The sequence below is a fragment of the Subtercola boreus genome (assembly GCF_003399645.1).
Taxonomy (GTDB): Bacteria; Actinomycetota; Actinomycetes; order Actinomycetales; family Microbacteriaceae; genus Subtercola; species Subtercola boreus_A.
Window position 1 is genome coordinate 21653 of record NZ_NBXD01000012.1, and the last position, 18991, is coordinate 40643.

General features: G+C 68.9%; 20 protein-coding genes. 13 read left to right on the plus strand and 7 right to left on the minus strand.

What is annotated here, in order from left to right; translation table 11 throughout:
• Positions 1-57: 57 nt before the first annotated feature.
• The 3 genes from B7R24_RS04780 to B7R24_RS04790 are packed head-to-tail and all read right to left on the minus strand — an operon-like array spanning position 58 to position 2622.
• Positions 58-555: a MogA/MoaB family molybdenum cofactor biosynthesis protein gene (locus B7R24_RS04780; protein WP_116417843.1), complete on the minus strand. Its 498-nt coding sequence runs from the start codon at positions 553-555 to the stop codon at positions 58-60.
• Positions 552-1103, minus strand: a complete 552-nt coding sequence (gene moaC, locus B7R24_RS04785; RefSeq protein WP_116417844.1) for a cyclic pyranopterin monophosphate synthase MoaC — start codon at positions 1101-1103, stop codon at positions 552-554. The genes B7R24_RS04780 and moaC overlap by 4 nt, the downstream gene beginning before the upstream one ends.
• Entirely contained in the window at positions 1096-2622 is a 1527-nt protein-coding gene (locus B7R24_RS04790) for a molybdopterin molybdotransferase MoeA (protein WP_172582709.1), read from the minus strand. The genes moaC and B7R24_RS04790 overlap by 8 nt, the downstream gene beginning before the upstream one ends.
• A 108-nt stretch (positions 2623-2730) precedes the next feature.
• On the opposite strand from B7R24_RS04790, the gene moaA reads away from it, so the two are divergent.
• The 3 genes from moaA to B7R24_RS04805 are packed head-to-tail and all read left to right on the plus strand — an operon-like array spanning position 2731 to position 4852.
• Positions 2731-3828 (plus strand): GTP 3',8-cyclase MoaA, encoded by a 1098-nt coding sequence (gene moaA / locus B7R24_RS04795; protein WP_253259285.1) that lies wholly within the window; start codon positions 2731-2733, stop codon positions 3826-3828.
• A 1-nt stretch (position 3829) separates the two neighbouring features.
• On the plus strand, positions 3830-4120 hold the full coding sequence (locus B7R24_RS04800; RefSeq protein WP_116417847.1) for a MoaD/ThiS family protein: 291 nt from the start codon (positions 3830-3832) through the stop codon (positions 4118-4120).
• Positions 4121-4132: 12 nt separating this feature from the next.
• On the plus strand, positions 4133-4852 hold the full coding sequence (locus tag B7R24_RS04805; protein WP_116417848.1) for a 3-keto-5-aminohexanoate cleavage protein: 720 nt from the start codon (positions 4133-4135) through the stop codon (positions 4850-4852).
• 50 nt (positions 4853-4902) lie between these two features.
• Here the strand turns inward: B7R24_RS04805 and B7R24_RS04810 are convergent, their stop codons facing one another.
• Complete coding sequence (locus B7R24_RS04810) at positions 4903-6132, minus strand: ThiF family adenylyltransferase (protein ID WP_116417849.1); 1230 nt, start codon at positions 6130-6132, stop codon at positions 4903-4905.
• A gap of 82 nt (positions 6133-6214) precedes the next feature.
• On the opposite strand from B7R24_RS04810, the gene B7R24_RS04815 reads away from it, so the two are divergent.
• Together B7R24_RS04815 and smc are read left to right on the plus strand one after the other, a co-directional pair.
• Positions 6215-6460: a hypothetical protein gene (locus B7R24_RS04815; protein ID WP_116417850.1), complete on the plus strand. Its 246-nt coding sequence runs from the start codon at positions 6215-6217 to the stop codon at positions 6458-6460.
• 138 nt (positions 6461-6598) lie between these two features.
• Positions 6599-10210, plus strand: a complete 3612-nt coding sequence (gene smc / locus B7R24_RS04820; RefSeq protein ID WP_116417851.1) for a chromosome segregation protein SMC — start codon at positions 6599-6601, stop codon at positions 10208-10210.
• A gap of 4 nt (positions 10211-10214) precedes the next feature.
• Here smc and B7R24_RS04825 read toward each other — a convergent pair whose 3' ends face one another.
• Entirely contained in the window at positions 10215-10526 is a 312-nt protein-coding gene (locus B7R24_RS04825; protein WP_116417852.1) for a hypothetical protein, read from the minus strand.
• Positions 10527-10654: 128 nt separating this feature from the next.
• On the opposite strand from B7R24_RS04825, the gene ftsY reads away from it, so the two are divergent.
• The 3 genes from ftsY to B7R24_RS04840 all read left to right on the plus strand — a co-directional run bounded on the left by ftsY (position 10655) and on the right by B7R24_RS04840 (position 14074).
• Complete coding sequence (gene ftsY / locus B7R24_RS04830; RefSeq protein ID WP_116417853.1) at positions 10655-11530, plus strand: signal recognition particle-docking protein FtsY; 876 nt, start codon at positions 10655-10657, stop codon at positions 11528-11530.
• Positions 11531-11569: 39 nt separating this feature from the next.
• A complete protein-coding gene (gene ffh, locus B7R24_RS04835) occupies positions 11570-13162 on the plus strand; it encodes a signal recognition particle protein (RefSeq protein ID WP_116417854.1) in 1593 nt (530 codons plus the stop codon).
• Between the two features lie 90 nt (positions 13163-13252).
• Entirely contained in the window at positions 13253-14074 is an 822-nt protein-coding gene (locus tag B7R24_RS04840) for an LLM class F420-dependent oxidoreductase (RefSeq protein WP_116417855.1), read from the plus strand.
• A 112-nt stretch (positions 14075-14186) separates the two neighbouring features.
• Here B7R24_RS04840 and B7R24_RS04845 read toward each other — a convergent pair whose 3' ends face one another.
• A complete protein-coding gene (locus B7R24_RS04845; protein ID WP_116417856.1) occupies positions 14187-15323 on the minus strand; it encodes a glutamate--cysteine ligase in 1137 nt (378 codons plus the stop codon).
• Positions 15324-15560: 237 nt separating this feature from the next.
• Here B7R24_RS04845 and rpsP point away from each other — a divergent pair, with 237 nt between their 5' ends.
• Genes rpsP through B7R24_RS04870 form a run of 5 tightly spaced genes read left to right on the plus strand, consistent with a single transcriptional unit; the run spans position 15561 to position 17978 of the window.
• The gene (rpsP, locus tag B7R24_RS04850) at positions 15561-15995 is read left to right on the plus strand and encodes a 30S ribosomal protein S16 (RefSeq protein WP_116417857.1); all 435 of its coding nucleotides are present in this window, start codon (positions 15561-15563) and stop codon (positions 15993-15995) included.
• Between the two features lie 3 nt (positions 15996-15998).
• Entirely contained in the window at positions 15999-16235 is a 237-nt protein-coding gene (locus tag B7R24_RS04855; RefSeq protein WP_116414116.1) for an RNA-binding protein, read from the plus strand.
• Complete coding sequence (gene rimM, locus B7R24_RS04860) at positions 16192-16920, plus strand: ribosome maturation factor RimM (RefSeq protein ID WP_116417858.1); 729 nt, start codon at positions 16192-16194, stop codon at positions 16918-16920. Before B7R24_RS04855 ends, rimM begins: the two co-directional genes overlap by 44 nt.
• 22 nt (positions 16921-16942) lie before the next feature.
• Positions 16943-17659: a tRNA (guanosine(37)-N1)-methyltransferase TrmD gene (gene trmD / locus B7R24_RS04865; RefSeq protein WP_116417859.1), complete on the plus strand. Its 717-nt coding sequence runs from the start codon at positions 16943-16945 to the stop codon at positions 17657-17659.
• A 46-nt stretch (positions 17660-17705) separates the two neighbouring features.
• Positions 17706-17978, plus strand: a complete 273-nt coding sequence (locus B7R24_RS04870) for a hypothetical protein (protein WP_116417860.1) — start codon at positions 17706-17708, stop codon at positions 17976-17978.
• Between the two features lie 238 nt (positions 17979-18216).
• Here B7R24_RS04870 and map read toward each other — a convergent pair whose 3' ends face one another.
• A complete protein-coding gene (gene map / locus B7R24_RS04875) occupies positions 18217-18984 on the minus strand; it encodes a type I methionyl aminopeptidase (protein WP_116417861.1) in 768 nt (255 codons plus the stop codon).
• Between the last annotated feature and the right edge of the window lie 7 nt (positions 18985-18991).

Genomic DNA, 18991 nt, shown 5'->3' on the forward strand with positions numbered 1-18991 from the left:
GATGCGGCGGCTGGGCCTGTGGGCGCGGCCGGGCCTGTGGGCGCCGGGTCTGGGGAGTCAGTCGATGCGTCGATGATCGCCTCCGTGCACTTGGTCGACCATGTGGTCGAGGATCTCGTCGAGCAGGCCGAGGCCGTCTTTCACTCCGCCGCTCGATCCGGGCAGATTGACGACGATGGTCGAGCCCGCGACGCCGGCGATTCCTCGGGAGAGCAACGCACTCGCCACCTTCGTACCACCGCGGCGGCGAAGCTCCTCCGAGAATCCGGGGATCTCATAGTCGAGCAGGTCGCGGGTGTGGTCGGGGGTGCGGTCGCTGGGGTGGATGCCGGTGCCACCGCTGGTCACAATGAGGTCGGGCCCCAGCGCGATCATGCGGGCGAGGGTACTCCCCACCTCGGGACCGTCGGCGACGACGAGGCGCTCGGGCACCGACCACCGGCGATTCGTCGCCCAGGTCTCGATGAGCGGACCGGTCACGTCGTCGTACACACCGGCCGACGCTCGGGTCGACACGATGAGGATGCGAACCGATCCGCTGCGCTCTGCGGTCATGCGCCGGCGTCCCCGGGCCGAGCGGGTGCGGTTGCAGCATCCGACCCCACCGGACGGACCCAGTCGCCGCTCTTGCCGCCGCTCTTGGAGACCACGCGGATGTCGGTGATGCTCGCGTGCCGGTCGACCGCTTTGATCATGTCGTAGAGCGTCAACGCCGCGATCGAGGCTGCGGTCAGCGCCTCCATTTCGACCCCGGTGACGCCGGTGGTCTTCACCATGGTGCGGATGATCACCCGCCCGGTCTCGGCTGTGAAATCGACGGTGGCACCGGACAGGGGCAGGGGATGGCAGAGCGGGATGAGGCTGGAGGTCTGCTTGGCGCCCATGATGCCGGCGATGCGGGCCGTCGCCAGGGCCTCGCCCTTGGGCAGCGAACCGGCGACCAGCATCGCGATGACGTCGGGGCGCGTGTTCAGCGTCGCCTCGGCGTGGGCCTGCCGTTTCGTGATCGCCTTGTCGCTGACGTCGACCATGAGCACGGCGCCGTCGGGTGTCACATGGGTGAGAGCGTCGGGGCCGTCGGGCGCGACCTGTTCGTCACTCATCGATCCTCCACACCATCACGGGATCGCCCGCATCGAGGTGTTCGACCTCGACGGGCAGGTGCACCAGCGCATTCGACGACGCGTAGGAGTGCAGCAGGTGCGAACTCGGCCCACCGACGAGCGCGACCGTTCCGTCGTCGCCGACGAAGCCACGGCGCACCTGGTAGATGCCGGGAGGGGAGTCGGCGGCTTCGGACAGCATCGCGACCTCGCGCACCCGCTCGGCGGGTTCGAACGCGGAGAGCCTGCGCAGCACCGGGCGCACAAACATCTCGAACGAGATGAGTGCACTCACGGGATTGCCCGGCAGGCAGAGCGTCGGGCGGGTGAGAGGGGTGCTCGGCGCCGACGACGGAATCACGGCCAGCCCGAACCCCTGTGGCCCACCCGGCTGCATCGCGATCGTGCTGAACTCGACCCCGAGCGGGGCCAGGGCGTCGCGAACGACCTCACGCGCGCCGGCGCTCACCCCGCCGACCGTGATGATGAGGTCTGCCGCCGGCCCGTGCTGGTTCAGGATGCCCAGAAGCACCGGAGCGTCATCCGAGCGGCAGGCGACCGCTGTCACCTCGCAGCCCGCGTCGAGGAGGGCGCTGCTCAGCGCGATGCTGTTGGCGTCGAAGATCTGGCCCTCGGTGAGCGCCGTACCGGGGTCGCGGATCTCGTGCCCCGTCGACACGAGCAGCACCCGCAGGCGCCTGACCACCTCCACCTCGGTGAGCCCGGTGCCGGCGATGACGCCGAACTGGGCCGGCCCGAGCGTGGTGCCGACAGGCAGGAGAACCGCGCCTGCCGCAACGTCGCTGCCGGCACGACGGATGAACGCCCCCGGCGTCACGGGTGAGGTGAACGCGACCGTGGGGCCGCCCGGGTGGCCGTCGCGTGGCGCGTCAGGGGCGGGCACGTCGGTCGCGTCGCCGACGGCCGCCGACGGCGCGGCCGCCGCCGACTCCGGGGCGCCGGGCACGTCAGCTCTGCCGGTGGCGGTGCTCTGTGCGCCTGAACCGCTGGTCGCAGCATCCTGGGCCGAGGGCCGTACCGACCCGTCGCTCACTCCGTTGCCGAGAATGAGGTCGGGCTGCTGGTCGGGCCCGCCGTCGACCAGCGCCTGGTCGGGGAACACCGGAGGCAGCGCCTGCTCGATCGGCACCACCGCATCGGCTCCCACCGGCACCGGTGCGCCGGTCATGATCGGCGCGGCCGTGCCCGCGATGAGGGGCGACCCGCCGTCGCCCGCCGCGATCTGGGCGGCCACGGAGACGGTGACCGGATGCTCGGGCGACGCTGTGACGAGATCGAACCACGAGACGGCATAGCCGTCCATCTGGGAGTTGTCGAACGCCGGCAGGTCGGTGGGCGACACCACCTCGGTGGCGAGCACGCGACCGCGGTACTCGCCGGGGCGCGCCGCCATGCGCTGGGGCGAGACGACGAGACGCTCACTCGGCCGGTTGTCGGCGAGCGGCGCGAGCAGGCGTTCGACGGCAGCGCGGTGTTCTTCTATCGGACGGCGGTTCACACGTCCATCCTGCCGCACTCCACCGACATGCCCACTGCCGGAGTCGACAATATGCGCGCGAGGGCCCTCGGGCCCCGCTGGCGCTTCTAGGATTGGGGGATGACCGTCATGTTGGGTGTTCCGCAGCTGAGGCTCGCACCCGGCACCGCGTCGGGCGAAGAATCCGCGCCCGCACAGCCGCGCCCGCACGTTCCGGGCCTGCTCGACACCTACGGGAGAACGGCGACCGACCTCCGCATCTCGCTGACCGACCGGTGCAACCTGCGCTGCACCTACTGCATGCCGGCGGAGGGTCTCCCGTTCCAGCCGGCGTCGAAGCTCATGCAGCGCGACGAGATCGTACGGCTCGCGCGCCTGGCGACCGGGCAGCTGGGGGTGCGGCAGATCCGTTTCACCGGGGGCGAGCCGCTGCTTCGCAAAGACCTGGTCGAGATCATCCGCGATGTGGCCGCCCTGGATGCCCGGCCCGAGATCTCGCTGACCACCAACGCCATCGGCCTCACCGGTCGCGCCCAGGCCCTGGCGGACGCCGGGCTCGACCGCGTCAACGTCTCCCTCGACACGATCTGCCCCGAGACCTTCGCCATCATCACCCGCCGCCCGTTCCTCGAGCGGGTGCTGAAGGGTATCGATGCGCTGGCGGCGGCGGGCACCCGTCACACGAAGATCAACGCGGTGCTCATTCCCGGCGTGAACGACACGCACGGCCCCGACCTCCTCGAGTGGGCGCTCGCGGGCGGGCACGAGTTGCGGTTCATCGAGCAGATGCCGCTCGACGCCGACCACATCTGGGATCGCGACGTGATGATCACCGCCGGCGAGATTCGGCGCCGGCTCTCCGAACGGTTCGACCTGACGCCCGATACCGTGGCGCGCGACGGCGCCCCCGCGGAGTTGTACGTGGTGAAGCACCGGGGCGCATCCGTCGAAGACCCGGTTCTCGGGAAGGTGGGCATCATCGCCTCGGTCACCGAGGCCTTCTGTGCCGACTGCCGCCGAACCCGCCTCACGGCTGAGGGCGGCGTTCGGAGCTGCCTCTTCTCGCATGTCGAGACCGATCTGCTCGGGCCGATGCGCGCCGGTGCGAGCGACGCCGAGGTGGCCGACCTCTGGCGACGGGCGATGTGGGCAAAGCCCTCGGGCCACAGCATGAACTCCGCCGGCTTCGAGCAGCCCGCCCGCCCGATGAGCGCCATCGGTGGCTGAGATGGATGCGCGTTCCCAGGCCGTCACGGAAGGCGCCGACGGTCGCTCGAGGGTAGGCGTGCGCGTGCGGTACTTCGCCGCAGCGAAGGCAGCGGCGGGCGTGGCCGAGGAGGTGTGCGAGGTGGGCGACGGAAGCACGATCGACGCACTCCTGGGCGAGGCCGGCCTGGGCGGGCATCCCGTTCTCGGCAGAAGCACCTTTCTGGTCAACGGCGTCGCCACCACCGATCGTGCACATCTTCTCAGAGACGCGGACCAGCTCGACGTCCTGCCGCCGTTCGCCGGTGGCTAAACTGGCGCCCAGATGATCCAGGCAAGCCTCAACGGTCCCTTCACGAAAGACGACCATCCCGCGCTCCCCATCACCGGTGCTGAGCTGGCGGCCAGTGCGGCCGAGTGTGCCGCGGCGGGCGCGCGGTCGTTCCACGTGCACCCGCGCACGGAGGCGGGCGTCGAGACCCTCGCGGCCGACGTCATCGACACCGTCGTGGCGGCGGTGAAGAGCAGCCAGCCCTACCCGGTGGGGGTCGGCACCGGTGCCTGGATCGAGGGGAGCATCGCCCGGCGACTCGCCAACGTCTCCGGCTGGAAGGTTCCCGACTTCGCGTCGGTCAATGTGGCCGAAGAAGGGGCGTTCGAGGTCATGCGGCGCCTGTCGATCCTCGGCATCGACATCGAGGCCGGCGTCTGGACGGTCGACGACGCCGAGGTGCTGGTTCGAAGCGACGTCGTCGGGTCGCTGGCGCGCATCCTGGTGGAGCCTGTCGAACTCGACACTCCCAAGGCGCTGGAGATCGTTGGAACGATCCACGAGATCCTCGACCGCGGCGGTGTGGAGGTGCCGCGGCTGCAGCACGGTGACGGCGAGGCGACGTGGGTGCTGCTCGAAGACGCGGTGCGGCGGGGAATCGACGTGCGAGTCGGCTTCGAAGACACGTTCACGCTTCCCGACGGGTCGATGGCATATACCAACGCCGACCTGGTGCGCGCTGCGATGGGAATCGCGGGGGGCGCGCGGAAGTAGGGCGGGGCGACGGCGGGCGTGCGGGTTCGGTGGGGTGCGGGTGCGTCGGCTCAGTAGCGAGGAACGTCGGGGTCGATCCCGAGCGACCACGCCTCGATGCCGCCTTCGACGAACGTCACGTTCTCCCACCCCGACTGGAGCATCACGTCACGGGCGTACTGCGACCGTGTGTCGTGATGGCAGTGCACGAGAATCTCTTCGGTCTTCGGCAGTACCTCGGCTGCCGCTTCCGACAGCAGCGACGCCAGCGGCACGAGCACCGACCCGTCGATGCCGGCCAGCTCCCGCTCCCAGGGCTCCCGTACGTCGACCAGCACGAAGTCGTCGGCACCGGATGCCCGGGCATCCAGTCGCGCCCGGAGCTCGGTGACCCCGAGCGACGCGGCGCGTCGCGTCGGCGCGGTGGCGATATGTGGTGCGGTGGCGATGTGTGGCGCGGCGTTGGTGGGCGGCGTGACAGCCGGTGGCGTGGTGGTGGATGCCGCCGCGAAGGGCACCTCGGTGTAGCTGCCCTCCAGCGCATCGATCACCAGGATGCGCCCGAACAACGGCACGCCGAACCCGACCAGGAGCTTCATCGCCTCCGTCGCCATGGCCGATCCGACGGCTCCGCAGAGCGGACCCAGCACGCCCGCCTCCGAGCACGACTCGGCCGCATCGTCCGCGATCTCGACGGGGAAGAGATCGCGCAGGGTGAGCCCGCCACTCGCACCTGTTGCGTCCCGGAAAACTCCGGCGTCACCCGCCCCCGGGCGGCGCCAGAACGTCGACAGCTGCCCGTCGAAGCGCAGCACCGAGCCCCAGACGTAGGGCATTCCGAGGGCCGCCGCCGTGTCGTTCGCCAGGTAGCGGGTCGCGAAGTTGTCGGTTGCGTCGATGACGAGGTCGTAGGACGAGAAGAGACCCGCCGCGTTGCCCGCCTCGAGCCGGGTCTCGTGCAGCTCGACCGCCACGAGAGGGTTCAGTTCGGCGATGGCCGCCCGCGCGGACCGAGCCTTGGCGGTGCCGAGCGCGGTCGACGAGTGGATGATCTGCCGCTGCAGGTTCGACTCGTCGACGGTGTCGTCGTCGACGATTCCCAGCGTTCCGACTCCCGCTGCGGCGAGGTAGAGCAGGATGGGCGATCCGAGGCCGCCCGCCCCGAGCACCAGAACCCTCGCGCCCTTCAGCCGTCGCTGCCCCTCGAGGCCGATCTGCGGCATCCGGAGCTGCCGGGAGTAGCGGCTGAGTTCCCGTTCATCCAACTCGGGCCCGAGCTCGACGAGGGAGGTGCGTGCCATCCCCCGAGTTTACCGCCGCCCCCCAACCCGCCCCCCTGCGCGGGCTCGGGAGATCGCTGAGACGTTCACCGAGGTCGGAGCGGTGGGGAACGGGGCGCTCATCGCCCAGCTGGCAGACCACCTCGAGTCGTATGAGTCCGAACAACCCGACGGGTCTGTCGAACGCGGTGTTGCGGCTCACTTCGGTTCGTACCGGGCGAGGATCGCTGGACCGTACTTCCCGGTTCCGAAGCTGAAGGAGGAGGTGGGGCTCGCGCTCTGCGAGTACGTGCGGAGTCGGCTCGGGGAGGTGCCCGCCGCGTCAGCTCCGCTGACCTGGGTCGACTGAGCGCGTGGGTGGCCAGAAGCGGTACGCGCCCGCGGTGCGGCGCCCTCGCGGGCGCGGCACCGCGGGGCGGGGCATCCGATTGGGTAGCGTAGACCAACACGCGAAAGCGCCGCCATCGACGACCGGGAAGGGTGGGCGTTGTACCTCAAGAGCCTCACCCTCAAGGGTTTCAAGTCGTTCGCCCAGCCCACCACGTTCGCCTTCGAGACCGGCGTCACCTGCGTGGTCGGCCCCAACGGGTCGGGCAAGAGCAACGTCGTCGACGCCCTCGCCTGGGTCATGGGCGAACAGGGCGTCAAGACCCTGCGCGGCGGCAAGATGGAGGACGTCATCTTCGCCGGCACCTCCACCCGGGGTCCGCTCGGCCGCGCCGAGGTCGTGCTGACGATCGACAACTCCGACGGCGCCCTGCCGATCGACTACTCCGAGGTCACGATCGGGCGCACGCTGTTCCGCAACGGGGGCAGCGAGTACGCGATCAACGGAGACTCCTGCCGCCTGCTCGACGTGCAGGAGCTGCTGAGCGACTCCGGGCTCGGCCGCGAGATGCACGTGATCGTCGGGCAGGGCCAGCTCGACGCGGTGCTGCACGCCACCCCCGAGGGGCGACGCGGTTTCATCGAGGAGGCCGCGGGCATCCTGAAGCACCGTCGCCGCAAGGAGAAGACCGAGCGCAAGCTCGAGGCGATGCAGGCGAACCTGACCCGGCTGAGCGACCTGGCGGGTGAGCTGCGCCGGCAGCTCAAACCGCTCGGTCGCCAGGCCGAGGTGGCGAAGGAGGCCCAGTCGATCGCCTCCGTGGTGCGGGATGCCCGGGCACGCCTGCTCGCCGACGAGGTCGTCACCCTCCGAACGGCCCTCGACGACCATTCGCGCACCGAGAACGAGCGCCGCACCGAGCGGATCGTTCTGCAGGAGCGGCTCGAGCAGAACCAGCTGCGACTCGGCCGCATCGTCGAGGCACAGGACGGCGACGCCGTCGACCTCGCCCGACGCACCGCGTTCGGGCTCGAATCGGTGCAGGAGCGCCTGCGCGGCCTCTATACGCTCGCGAACCAGCGTCTGGCGCTGCTCGGCTCCGAGCCCGGCGGCCGCGAGACCGGGCCGGGCGTCACTCCGACGATGGTCGCCGCTCCCCGTGACGAGGTGGTGCGGCTGACCGGCGACGTGGTCGTGGCCGAGCAGGCGTTCGCGACGGCGCAGCAGCTCACCCGAGCGGCCCGGCTGGCACTGGATGCGGCCGACGAGCAGATCGCCGCACAGAGCGCGCTTGTCTCGCGGCACGATCTCGAGATCTCGAAGTTGACGGGGCAGCTCGAATCCGCGAACTCCCGGCTCGCAGCCGTGCGGGGTGAAGACCTCCGGCAGGCGAACGCGCTCGACGCCGCGGCCCTCCGCCGTGAAGCCCTGCAGATCGAGTTCACGGCGCTCGAGGCGCAGGCCGCGACCGCGGATGCCGGCGAGACCAACCTCGACGAGATCTACGAATTCGCGCAGGCGGCGGTCTTCGAGGCCGAGGGCGGGATCGAACAGCTTCGGGATGCACTGCACACGCACGAGCGTGAGCGCGACGCCCTGGCGGCGAAGACCAGTGCCCTCTCGATGGCGCTCGGGCAGAAAGACGGGTCGAGCGAGCTCGCGGCATCCGGAGTCGCGGGGGTGCGCGGCCTGGTCGCCGACCACGTGCAGGTCGAACCGGGGTTCGAGGTGGCGATCGCGGCGGCGCTCGGTTCACTCGCCGACGGCGTGCTGGCCGAGACGACGGATGACGCGTTCGCGGCCCTGGCACGGGCCCGTGAGGGCGACATGGGCCGCGTCGAGGTGATCGTGGCGCGGGGCGGGGGCTCCGGAACAGGCAGCGCCAAGGCGTTCGCGGGCGACGGGCTGAGGTTCGCGGGGGAGGTCGTGACCGCGCCCGAGGGGGTGCATGCGCTGCTCGCGGCGACCCTCATCGCCGACGACCTCGATGCTGCGCGAGCGGCGTGGCCGAGCATCCGGAGCCTGGCGTCCGACAGCCCGGGCCGGCCGACCCCGCCGCTCACCGTCATCACGCGCGTCGGCGACGTGCTCACCGAGTACGTGCTGCGCGGCGGGTCGGGCGCCAAGCGGTCCCGGCTGGAGCTGGTGGCCGAGCGCGACTCCGCTGCCGCTCGCCTCGAGGTCGTCACGGCCGACATCGACCGGGCGAAGTTCGCGCTGGCCGAGCAGCGAGGCATTCTGCAGAACGCCAAGCAGCAGTCCCAGGCGGCGCTCGCCGCGCTCCGTGAGTTCGACTCCCGGCTGGCGGCCCAGACCGAGCGGCTTTCGCGGCTCCGGGCGCAGGTCGACGCGAGCCAGGGCGAGTACGACCGCCTCGACCGCAGCCGGGCGCTCGCCGGCGAGACCGTCGCCACCGCCCTGGCCGCTGCTGAGAAGGCCCGCGCCGAACTCGACGCGGCACGGTCGCGCCCGCGCCCGATTCTCGACGTCAGCTCGCGCGACGATCTGCTGGGCGCGGTCGAAGCAGCCCGCGAGGGCGAGTTGGATGCCCGGCTGCAGCTCGAGACGGTGCGCGAGCGCGTGAGAGGCGAACAGGCTCGCGTGCAGGCCCTCGAGAGGCAGCTGACCGCTGAGCGCGCCGCCGCAGAGGAGGCTGCGCGCCGTGAGGTGCTGCGGCGTCGCCAGGTCGACCGGGCCACCGCCGTCGTCGGGAGCCTGCCCGAAGTGCTGGACTCCGTCGACCGTTCCGTTGCGACGGCGCGGCTCGAGCTGGCCCGGCGGGAAGCCGAGCGCGCCGAGCAGAACGCCGAGCTGGGGGAGCTGCGCCGCGAGGAGGCGGTTCTGCGCGAGCGGTTGCAGGGCATCACCGAGAATGTGCACGGCCTCGAGCTGCAGATCTACGAGAAGAAGCTGCACCTCTCGAGCGTGCTGGAGCGGGTGGGGTCGGAGCTCGGGCTCATCGAGGCGGATCTCGTCGCGGAGTACGGGCCCGAGGAGCTGGTTCCGGTGGAGGGCGCGGGGGCTGAGGCAGCCGGGCGGGGCCCAGCCGACGCGCGCTCCTCCGATGCGCGCTCCTCCGACGCGAACGCGAACGCGCCGCAGGGCATCCCGTTCGACCGAGACGATCAGAAGCGTCGGCTCGCGAAGTACGAACGAATGCTGACCGAGCTCGGGCGGGTCAACCCGCTGGCGCTCGAGGAGTTCGAGGCGCTGGAGCAGCGCCACAGATTCCTCACGGAGCAGCTCACCGACCTCACGAACACGAGAAAAGACCTGCTGACGATCATCGACGAGATCGACGACAAGATGAAGTTCATCTTCGAGAGCGCCTTCACCGACACTCGTGACGCCTTCGCCGAGGTGTTTCCTGTGCTCTTTCCCGGCGGAACGGGCAGTATCTCACTCACGAACCCCGACGACCTGCTCACGACCGGCGTCGAGGTGTCGGTGAAACCGGCGGGCAAGAAGATCGAGCGGCTGTCGCTGCTCTCGGGCGGCGAGCGGTCGCTTGCTGCCGTCGCGCTGCTGATCGCCATCTTCAAGGCCCGGCCCAGCCCGTTCTACATCATGGACGAGGTCGAAGCGGCGCTCGACGACGCCAACCTGGGGCGTCTGTTGACGATCTTCGAAGACCTGCGGCAGACCTCGCAGCTGATCGTCATCACGCACCAGAAGCGCACGATGGAGATAGCCGATGCCCTCTACGGCGTCTCGATGCGCCAGGACGGCGTTTCGGCCGTCATCGGGCAGCGGGTCAGCGTCGCGACCTGACGGGTTAGGCCCCGTTGCCGTCCAACGCCTTCGAGCGGGCACGCACGTACTCTTCGGGCGAGATCGCGCGGCGATGGTCGAGTTCGTCGAGTTCGCGGAGCCGCTCCTCGGTGCTCTCCGCCCCGAGCTGGGTGCTCGCGTGAGCGGGTGCCGACGTATCGAGATACGAAAGCATCGGCTCGCGATCGGCCGATCTCGCGCTGCGGTGCTGGCGCGCGACCAGGATGATCGCGATGACAATGCTGACGGCCACGATGACGGCGGCCACGGAGAAGACGATGGGGAAGTAGTCGTATGCAGTACGTGCAGCGGGCATCAGTGCCCCCTTTCCGGATATCCCCAGCCTGAACCTTTCGACAGGCCGCGTCAATCACCCACGAAGATGACACGCGGGTGCCGTCGCCGGCGGCTCCGACAATACCCGCCGGCGAATAGTCTGGACCCATGGCTGAACGAACTCCCTGGTCGCTTTCCGGTGCCCTTCGCGGCATGTTCGCGAAGCGAACCATCGACGATGAAACGTGGGACGACCTCGAGACCGCCCTGATCACCGGCGACTTCGGCATCGATGTCACCGACCAGATCGTCGGCGACCTGCGCGCCAAGGTCGCCCGGTACAACACGACCGACCCGAAAGACCTGCAGCGGATGCTGCGCGAGACCCTCGAGGAACGCTTCTCCACGCTCGACTCGACCCTCAAACTCACCGAGCGGCCCGCGATCGTCCTGGTTGTCGGAGTGAATGGTGTCGGCAAGACCACCACCATCGGGAAGTTCGCGAAGTTCCTCGCCAACTACAACCGCACCGTCGTGGTCGGAGCGGCTGACACCTTTCGCGCCGCCGCGGTCGAGCAGGTCGCGACCTGGGCCGAACGGGCCGGCGCGCACATCGTGCGGCCGCAGCAGGAGGGGCAGGATCCGGCGTCCGTCGCCTTTCAGACCGTCGACTACGCGAAGCGCAACAACATCGAGATCGCGATCATCGACACCGCCGGGCGCCTGCAGACCAAGGGCGGGCTGATGGATGAGCTGACGAAGATCCGGCGCGTCATCGAGAAGCAGGCGCCGGTTGCCGAGGTGCTGCTCGTGCTCGACGCCACCACTGGGCAGAACGGGCTGCTGCAGGCGGAGGCCTTCATCGAGCACGCCGGCGTGACGGGGCTGGTGCTGACGAAACTCGACGGGTCGGCCAAGGCCGGCTTCGTTCTCGCCGTGCAGGAGCGCACCGGCATCCCGATCAAGCTGATCGGCCAGGGCGAGGGTATCAACGACCTCACCGGTTTCACCCCGCACGTCTTCGTACAGAACCTGATCGGCTGAGAGCACCGCACCCTCTGACGCGTTAAGATTGGGTTCACCATGGCAACTTTTGGAAACCTGTCTGACCGCTTGGCGGAGACGTTCAGAAACCTCCGCACCAAAGGCAAACTGAGCCCGGCGGATGTCGACACCACCGTTCGCGAGATCCGCCGCGCCCTGCTCGACGCCGACGTCGCGCTCGACGTGGTGAAGGAGTTCACGGGGAGGGTGCGCGAACGCGCCCTCGGCGGCGAGGTCAACCGGGCGTTGAACCCGGCGCAGCAGGTCGTTCAGATCGTCAACGAAGAACTCATCACCATCCTCGGCGGTGAGGCCAGGCAGATCCAGTTCGCGAAGAAGCCGCCGACCGTCATCATGCTCGCTGGCCTCCAGGGTGCGGGCAAGACCACGCTCGCCGGCAAGCTGGCGAAATGGCTCGCGAAGCAGCAGCACACGCCGCTGCTCGTCGCGGCCGACCTCCAGCGCCCGAACGCGGTGCAGCAGCTCGAGGTCGTCGCCCGCCAGGCCGGTGTCGCGGTGTATGCGCCGCAGCCCGGCAACGGTGTCGGCAACCCGGTGCGGGTCGCGAAAGACAGCATCAAGTGGGCCATCGACAAGCAGTACGACGTGGTCATCGTCGACACGGCCGGCCGACTGGGTGTCGACGCCGACATGATGAAGCAGGCCGCCGACATCCGTAAGGCCGTCGATCCCGACGAGGTTCTGTTCGTCATCGACGCGATGATCGGCCAGGATGCCGTGGCCACCGCCAAGGCGTTCCAGGCCGGTGTCGACTTCACCGGTGTCGTGCTCACCAAGCTCGACGGTGATGCTCGCGGTGGTGCAGCGCTGTCCGTCGCCTCCGTCACGGGTCGCCCGATCATCTTCGCTTCGACCGGTGAGTCGCTCGACGACTTCGAACCGTTCCACCCCGACCGCATGGCATCCCGGATCCTCGACCTCGGCGACATTCTCACCCTCATCGAGCAGGCGCAGGGCGCGTTCGACGAAGAGGAGGCGGCGAAGGTCGCGGAGAAGTTCCGCACCGATTCGTTCACCCTCGACGACTTCCTCGGGCAGATGCAGCAGCTGCGGGGCGCCGGGTCGCTCAAGAAGATGATCGGCATGCTTCCGGGCGCCGGCGCGATGAAAGAGCAGCTGAACAACTTCGACGAGCGCGAGATCGTGCGCACCGAGGCGATCATCCAGTCGATGACCAAGGCCGAGCGGACGAACCCCAAGCTGCTGAACGGGTCGCGCCGCGTACGCATCGCGCGCGGTTCGGGTATGACGGTGACCGACGTGAACCAGCTGGTGCAGCGCTTCGAGCAGGCCTCGAAGATGATGAAGACCGTGGCCAAGGGCGGCGTTCCGCAGATTCCGGGGATGGGCCCGATGCCGGGTGCCGCGTTCGGCGGGGGCCGGGGGCGTCAGCAGCCGCCGAAGAAGAAGGGCTCGAAGTCAGGCAATCCGGCGAAGCGTGCCACGGAGAACGCCGCGATCCTGTCGGGAGAGAAGGTGCCGGGCGCGGGCGGCGGCACTCCGGCGCCCGCCGGTACGGGGTTCGGCCTCGGCGGCGGTCGCGGGGAGGCCCCTGCGGGCGGCCCGTCGGAGAAGGAGCTCGAGTCGCTGCAGAAGTTCCTGCGGCGCTGAGCCGCTGCCGGGCATCCTGAGCGGGTGCCCGAGCCCGCCATTGAGCCACACCCGCATCCTGAATCTGCCACGCGGTCGTAGGATTCAGCCATGACCTCTTCGACCCTCCGCCCGGTGCGCATCGGCGTGCAGATCGCCCCGCAGCACTCCAGCTACACCGAGATCCGCGACACCCTCACCACGCTCGAGGAGCTCGGGGTCGACGTCGCGTTCAACTGGGATCACTTCTTTCCGCTGTCGGGTGACCCGGCGGGTACGCACTTCGAGGGTTGGAGCATGCTCGCGGCCTGGGCCGAGCAGACCACGACGATCGAATTCGGCCCGCTCGTCACGTGCAACACCTACCGCAACCCCGACCTGCTGGCCGACATGGCCCGCACGGTCGACCACATCAGTGCCAAGAACGGTGCCGAGGGCCGGCTCGTCTTCGGCATCGGGTCAGGCTGGTTCGAGCGGGACTACGACGAGTACGGCTACGAATTCGGCACGGTCGGGCAGCGACTGGATGCCCTGGCCGACGCCATGCCGCGCATCGAATCGCGCTGGTCGGTGCTGAACCCCGCCCCCACGCGCAAGATCCCCGTGTTGATCGGCGGCGGCGGCGAGAAGAAGACGCTGCGCATCGTGGCGAAGCACGCCGACATCTGGCACAGCTTCGCCGACACCGAGACGCTCGAACGCAAGCTCGGTATTCTGCGCGGGCACTGCGAGGAGATCGGTCGTGACTTCTCACGGATCGAGATCTCGACCGGGGCGAGCGTGCGTGCGGGGATCGGAAACGCCGACACCGACGCCCTCGAGGCGCAGCACGCCCTCGGCGCTACCCTCTTCACCCTCGGCATCACGGGCCCGGGCCTCGATGTGGCGCCCGTGCGCGACCTGCTGGCCTGGCGCGACGCCAAGAACGCCTAGCCCCCGCCGCCGCATTCACCGCTCCGCATTCGCCGCCCCGCGTTCACTGCCCCGCATTCACCGCTCCGCGTTCGCTGCCCCGCGTTCGCCGCCCGGGCTTGGCGAGGGCGGGTCAGGCGCTGAGGCCGTGCCGCAGTTCGTGGGTCAGCGAGGAGACCACCGCCTGCAGGCTGCCGCCGTTCTGCTCGGCGACACGCAACTGGCGCTGGTAGCTCGCGCCCCGGTCGAGGATGAGGTTCACCTGCGACAGCTCCGCCGAGCATCCGAGTCTCTCAGCCGTCGGCGCCAGGGTCACCAGCAGCTCACGGATGTCGTCGGTCACCAGCCGCTCGTCGCCCGCCCGGTTCAGGATGATCTCCGCATCGAGCCCGTAGCGCGCAGCGCGCCACTTGTTCTCGCGAACGAACCACGGTTGCAGCGTCGTGAGCTCCTCACCCGCATCGAGCCTGTCGCTCATCTGGTCGACGAGGCACTGGATGAGCGCGGCCACGGCCCCGATCTCCTGCGGCGTCGACAGTCCGTCGCACGCCCGCATCTCGACCGTTCCCCACTTCGGTGAGGGTCGGATGTCCCATCGCACCTCGGTGTGGTCGTCGATGATGCCCGTGGTCATCATGTCGGCGACGTACTCCTCGTACTTCTCCCAGCTCGCGAACTGGTAGGGCAGCCCGGCCGTCGGCAGCTGCTGGAACATCAGTGCCCGGTTCGAGGCGTACCCCGTGTTGACCCCGCCCCAGAACGGGCTCGAGGCGCTCAGCGCCTGAAGGTGCGGGTAGTACGTGAGCAGCCCGTCGAGCAGGGGGAGCACCTTGGCGCGGCTCTCGATGCCCACGTGCACGTGGATTCCCCAGATGAGCATGTTGCGCCCCCACCACTGGGTGCGGTCGACCAGCCGGTGGTAGCGCTCGTTGTCGGTGACCTGCTGGTCGAACCACTGGGCGAACGGGTGACTTCCTGCGCACATCAACTCCACGTCGAGCGGGTCGGTGATGGCCCGCACTTCATCCAACATGCCCAGAAGGTCGGCCACAGCATCCGGAACCGATCTGTGCACTTTCGTCACCAACTCGACGGTGTTGAGGAGGAGTTCGCCCGTGATCTGCGGATGCTCGGAGCCGTCGCTCTGACGGAGCTCCTCCAGCACCTCGCCGGCCACCGACACCAGGTCGCCCGACGTCTTCTCGACCAGCGCGATCTCCCATTCGATGCCGAGAGTGGAGCGCTCGGACTGAGCAAAGGTGATCTCCATGAACGTTCCTCTGTCTGGTCTTCGCCGGTGCGGGGCATGTCCCGGCACATTCCCGGTGGGATTTCGCGGTCTGATTACTCTATGGCCTATTTTTCTGACAGAATGGTCAGTCGAGTCTGCCCCCGCCCGACCCTCTAATCAGGCGTCGCGCAGAACCTTAGAACTTCTTCTTGGCCGAGTGTGCTTCCCCACGCTCACGGCCGGCAGTTCGCCCCATACAAATTACCCAGGAGAATTGTGGCTGTAAAAATCCGTCTGAAGCGCATGGGCAAGATCCGCGCTCCGTACTACCGTATTGTCGTCGCCGACTCGCGCACCAAGCGTGACGGCCGTGTCATCGAGGAGATCGGCAAGTACCACCCGACCGAGGAGCCCTCGCTCATCGAGATCGAGAGCGACCGGGCACAGTACTGGCTCGGCGTCGGCGCTCAGCCGACCGAGCAGGTCGCTGCGCTGCTGAAGCTCACCGGTGACTGGGGAATCTTCAAGAAAGATGCCGCGACGTCGGTGTCGACCGTTCGCGTCAAGGCACCGAAAGAGGCCTTCGTCGCCGACGAGAAGAAGAAGCCTGTGCTCCGCCCCAAGGCTGAGGCCCCCGCGGCACCCGTCGCTGCCGCCCCCGCTGCCGACGAGTCGGCCCCGGCCGACGACGCTGCGACGACCGAGGCGTAAGTCTTGCTCGCACCAGCACTCGAGCACCTCGTCAAAGGGATTGTCGACAATCCGGGCGATGTGCGCGTCGTGGCGAAGAACTCTCCACGCGGCGAGGTTCTCGAGGTTCGTGTGAACCCCGACGACCTCGGCCGCGTGATCGGCCGTTCGGGTCGCACCGCGAAAGCGCTGCGCACCCTGGTCGCCGCCCTTGCCGATGGCAAGCGCGTGCGCGTCGACGTGGTTGATACAGATTTCTAGGAACGAGACGCAACTGAGAGTCGGTCGCCTCACGAAGGCCCACGGGCTGAAGGGCGCGATCAAACTCGAACTGTTCACCGACGACCCGGAACGACGCTTCGTTCCGGGCTCGGTGTTCACGCTGCAGGTGCCCAGCACCTCGCCGTGGCACGGAAAGACCCTCGAACTGGCTGAACTGCGCTGGTACAACGGGCATCCGGTCGGCTTCTTCGTGGGCGTGCCCGATCGCACGGCGGCCGAGTCGCTGGCGAAGGCGATCCTCTGGATCGACCACGACCTCAGCGAGACCACCGACGAAGAAGACGCGTGGTTCGACCACCAGCTCGTCGGCCTGGCCGTCATTCGGGATGGTGTGCGTATCGGAACCATGACGCAGATCGATCACCTCGCCGCCCAGGACCTGTTGCACGTGTCGACCGTTTCGGGCGAAGTGCTGGTTCCGTTCGTCAAGGCGATCGTCTCGGAGGTGGATGTTGCGGGCGGCACCATCACGGTCACACCGCCCCCCGGGCTCTTCGAGGAGCTGCCGTCGTCTGACGACGACGACGCGGCCGCGATCACTGAAGCTCCGGGAGAGGTTGAGGCCACGGCCGACGCTGACGACGACGGTGACGGTGAGGCCGAGGCTGACGACGCGCGCGACGCCGGGTCTGACGATGCGCACGACGCCGAGCCGGCGAAATAGGGCCGCCCGCCAGGGTTCTCCGATGCGAATCGACATCGTCACGATCTTCCCCGAGTTCTTCGATGCGCTCGACATCTCGCTGCTCGGGCGGGCGCGTGAAGACGGCATCCTCGATGTGACCGTCCACCAGCTGCGTGACTACACCCACGACCGGCACCGCACCGTCGACGACAAGCCCTACGGCGGTGGCGCCGGTATGGTGATGAAGCCGGAGCCGTGGGGCGAGGCGCTCGACGCGATCCTCGGCGAGGCGGTTCCGGATGTCGCGGGCGGCGTCGAGGGTTCCCCGATGGTCATCTTCCCCTCCCCGGCGGGGGAGGTGTTCACGCAGGCGATGGCGCGCGAACTGAGCGGCGCGGAGCATCTCGTCTTCGGCTGCGGGCGTTACGAGGGTATCGACCAGAGGGTCTTCGAGTACGCCGGCAGCCGGGCATCCGTTCGGCTGGTGAGCCTGGGCGACTATGTCCTCAACGGCGGCGAGGTCGCTGTGATGGCCATGATCGAGGCGGTCGGGCGGCTCATCCCGGGCGTCATCGGCAACCCGGAGAGCCTCGTCGAAGAGTCTCACGAAGACGGGCTGCTGGAGTACCCGAGCTACACGAAGCCCTCGACGTGGCGCGGGCACGAGGTTCCGCCGGTGCTCATCGGGGGCAACCACGGGGCGATCGCGACATGGCGGCGTGAGGCCCAGCTCGAGCGCACGCGCCGGGTTCGACCCGACCTTCTGCCGCCCGAGTAGCTGCTCAGACGCTTGTTCGAGAGTTGAGGAATGCGAATGTTCAGGGATGAACTCACGCCCTGATTTCTCGACCTCGCTCACGACTCTGCTCGTGGCCGAAGACCGCGGGTCGCCGTGCGCCGAGCAGGCACTCATCGAGTTCGCGCAAGCTGATCCGGCGGCCGGCCGGAGTCTTGCCGCGATCGAGTATTCCCTGGCCCTCCGCTACCTGGACGGAGAAGGCGTGGCCTGTGACCTCGGTCTCGCCCAGCGACACTTCGAGAATGCAGCGGTCTTCGGGCACCCGTTCCCCGATGCCCTCCGCTGGGTCGACTGCTGATGGAGCACAGCGCTCTCGTCGAAACCGTCGTCTCCCTGCTCGCCAGCATCGATGCGGGCGATGACCGGGCAGAGACCGCACTGTTCGAGTTCCTGGGGTTTCCGCCCTGGGACGACAACCGGCCCCGGGTCATCCGAGAGGTGCGGCAGTCGCTGGACGACGACACGGTCGAGATTTCGACCGGTACATCAGCATCGCGTAGGCTGCCCAACCGGTGCGGCGGCGGGGCCGGGCGCGGTCAGGCGCGGGCGCTCAGAACGAGGGGGCCGTCGGGGGTGATGGCGACGGTGTGCTCCATGTGGGCCCCGCGTGAGCCGTCAGCGCTCCGCAGGGTCCAGCCGTCGCGATCGGTCACGATTCTGTCGGTGCTCTCGAGAAACCACGGTTCGATGGCGATGACGAGCCCGGGGTCGAGGTGAACGCCCCGGCCCGGCCGGCCGTTGTTCGGAATGTGCGGGTCTCCGTGCATGGTGCGGCCGACACCGTGACCCCCGAAGTCGGTGTTGATCGAGTATCCGTCGGCCAGGGCGACGGCGGCGATGGCGGCCGAGATGTCGCCCACACGCCCGCCGGGCTGTGCGGCAGCGATGCCCGCCGCGAGGGCGCGCGTCGTGGTGTCGATGAGCCGGACATCCTGGGGCCTCGGCGTACCGACGATCACGGTGACGGCCGAGTCGGCGACCCAGCCGTCGACGGAGGCCGCGAAGTCGAGCGACACCATGTCGCCGTCGCGCAGGCGGTAGTCATGGGGGAGGCCGTGCAGAACGCCGTCGTTCACCGAGGTGCAGAGCACCTTGCCGAACGGGCTCGCTCCGAACGACGGATGATAGGTGATGTAGCAGGACTCGGCGCCGCGCGCCCGGATCATCTCGTGCGCGATCGCATCGAGCTTCAGCAGGTTCACGCCCACGGCGGCGCGCGCCGCGAGTTCTGTGAGCACGTCGCCCACGAAGGCGCCGGCTGGCCGCATCTGCTCGATTTCGGCGGGCGTTCGGAGCTCGATCATGGTGGTT

What these genes read in the sequence shown, in the direction of transcription:
- B7R24_RS04780 (WP_116417843.1), bottom strand. Translation starts at nt 555, where the DNA reads ATGACCGCAGAGCGCAGCGGATCGGTTCGCATCCTCATCGTGTCGACC.
- moaC (WP_116417844.1), bottom strand. Translation starts at nt 1,103, where the DNA reads ATGAGTGACGAACAGGTCGCGCCCGACGGCCCCGACGCTCTCACCCAT.
- moaA (WP_253259285.1), top strand. Translation starts at nt 2,731, where the DNA reads ATGTTGGGTGTTCCGCAGCTGAGGCTCGCACCCGGCACCGCGTCGGGC.
- B7R24_RS04800 (WP_116417847.1), top strand. Translation starts at nt 3,830, where the DNA reads ATGGATGCGCGTTCCCAGGCCGTCACGGAAGGCGCCGACGGTCGCTCG.
- B7R24_RS04805 (WP_116417848.1), top strand. Translation starts at nt 4,133, where the DNA reads ATGATCCAGGCAAGCCTCAACGGTCCCTTCACGAAAGACGACCATCCC.
- B7R24_RS04810 (WP_116417849.1), bottom strand. Translation starts at nt 6,132, where the DNA reads ATGGCACGCACCTCCCTCGTCGAGCTCGGGCCCGAGTTGGATGAACGG.
- B7R24_RS04825 (WP_116417852.1), bottom strand. Translation starts at nt 10,526, where the DNA reads ATGCCCGCTGCACGTACTGCATACGACTACTTCCCCATCGTCTTCTCC.
- ftsY (WP_116417853.1), top strand. Translation starts at nt 10,655, where the DNA reads ATGGCTGAACGAACTCCCTGGTCGCTTTCCGGTGCCCTTCGCGGCATG.
- ffh (WP_116417854.1), top strand. Translation starts at nt 11,570, where the DNA reads ATGGCAACTTTTGGAAACCTGTCTGACCGCTTGGCGGAGACGTTCAGA.
- B7R24_RS04840 (WP_116417855.1), top strand. Translation starts at nt 13,253, where the DNA reads ATGACCTCTTCGACCCTCCGCCCGGTGCGCATCGGCGTGCAGATCGCC.
- B7R24_RS04845 (WP_116417856.1), bottom strand. Translation starts at nt 15,323, where the DNA reads ATGGAGATCACCTTTGCTCAGTCCGAGCGCTCCACTCTCGGCATCGAA.
- rimM (WP_116417858.1), top strand. Translation starts at nt 16,192, where the DNA reads ATGGCAAGCGCGTGCGCGTCGACGTGGTTGATACAGATTTCTAGGAAC.
- trmD (WP_116417859.1), top strand. Translation starts at nt 16,943, where the DNA reads ATGCGAATCGACATCGTCACGATCTTCCCCGAGTTCTTCGATGCGCTC.
- B7R24_RS04870 (WP_116417860.1), top strand. Translation starts at nt 17,706, where the DNA reads ATGAACTCACGCCCTGATTTCTCGACCTCGCTCACGACTCTGCTCGTG.
- map (WP_116417861.1), bottom strand. Translation starts at nt 18,984, where the DNA reads ATGATCGAGCTCCGAACGCCCGCCGAAATCGAGCAGATGCGGCCAGCC.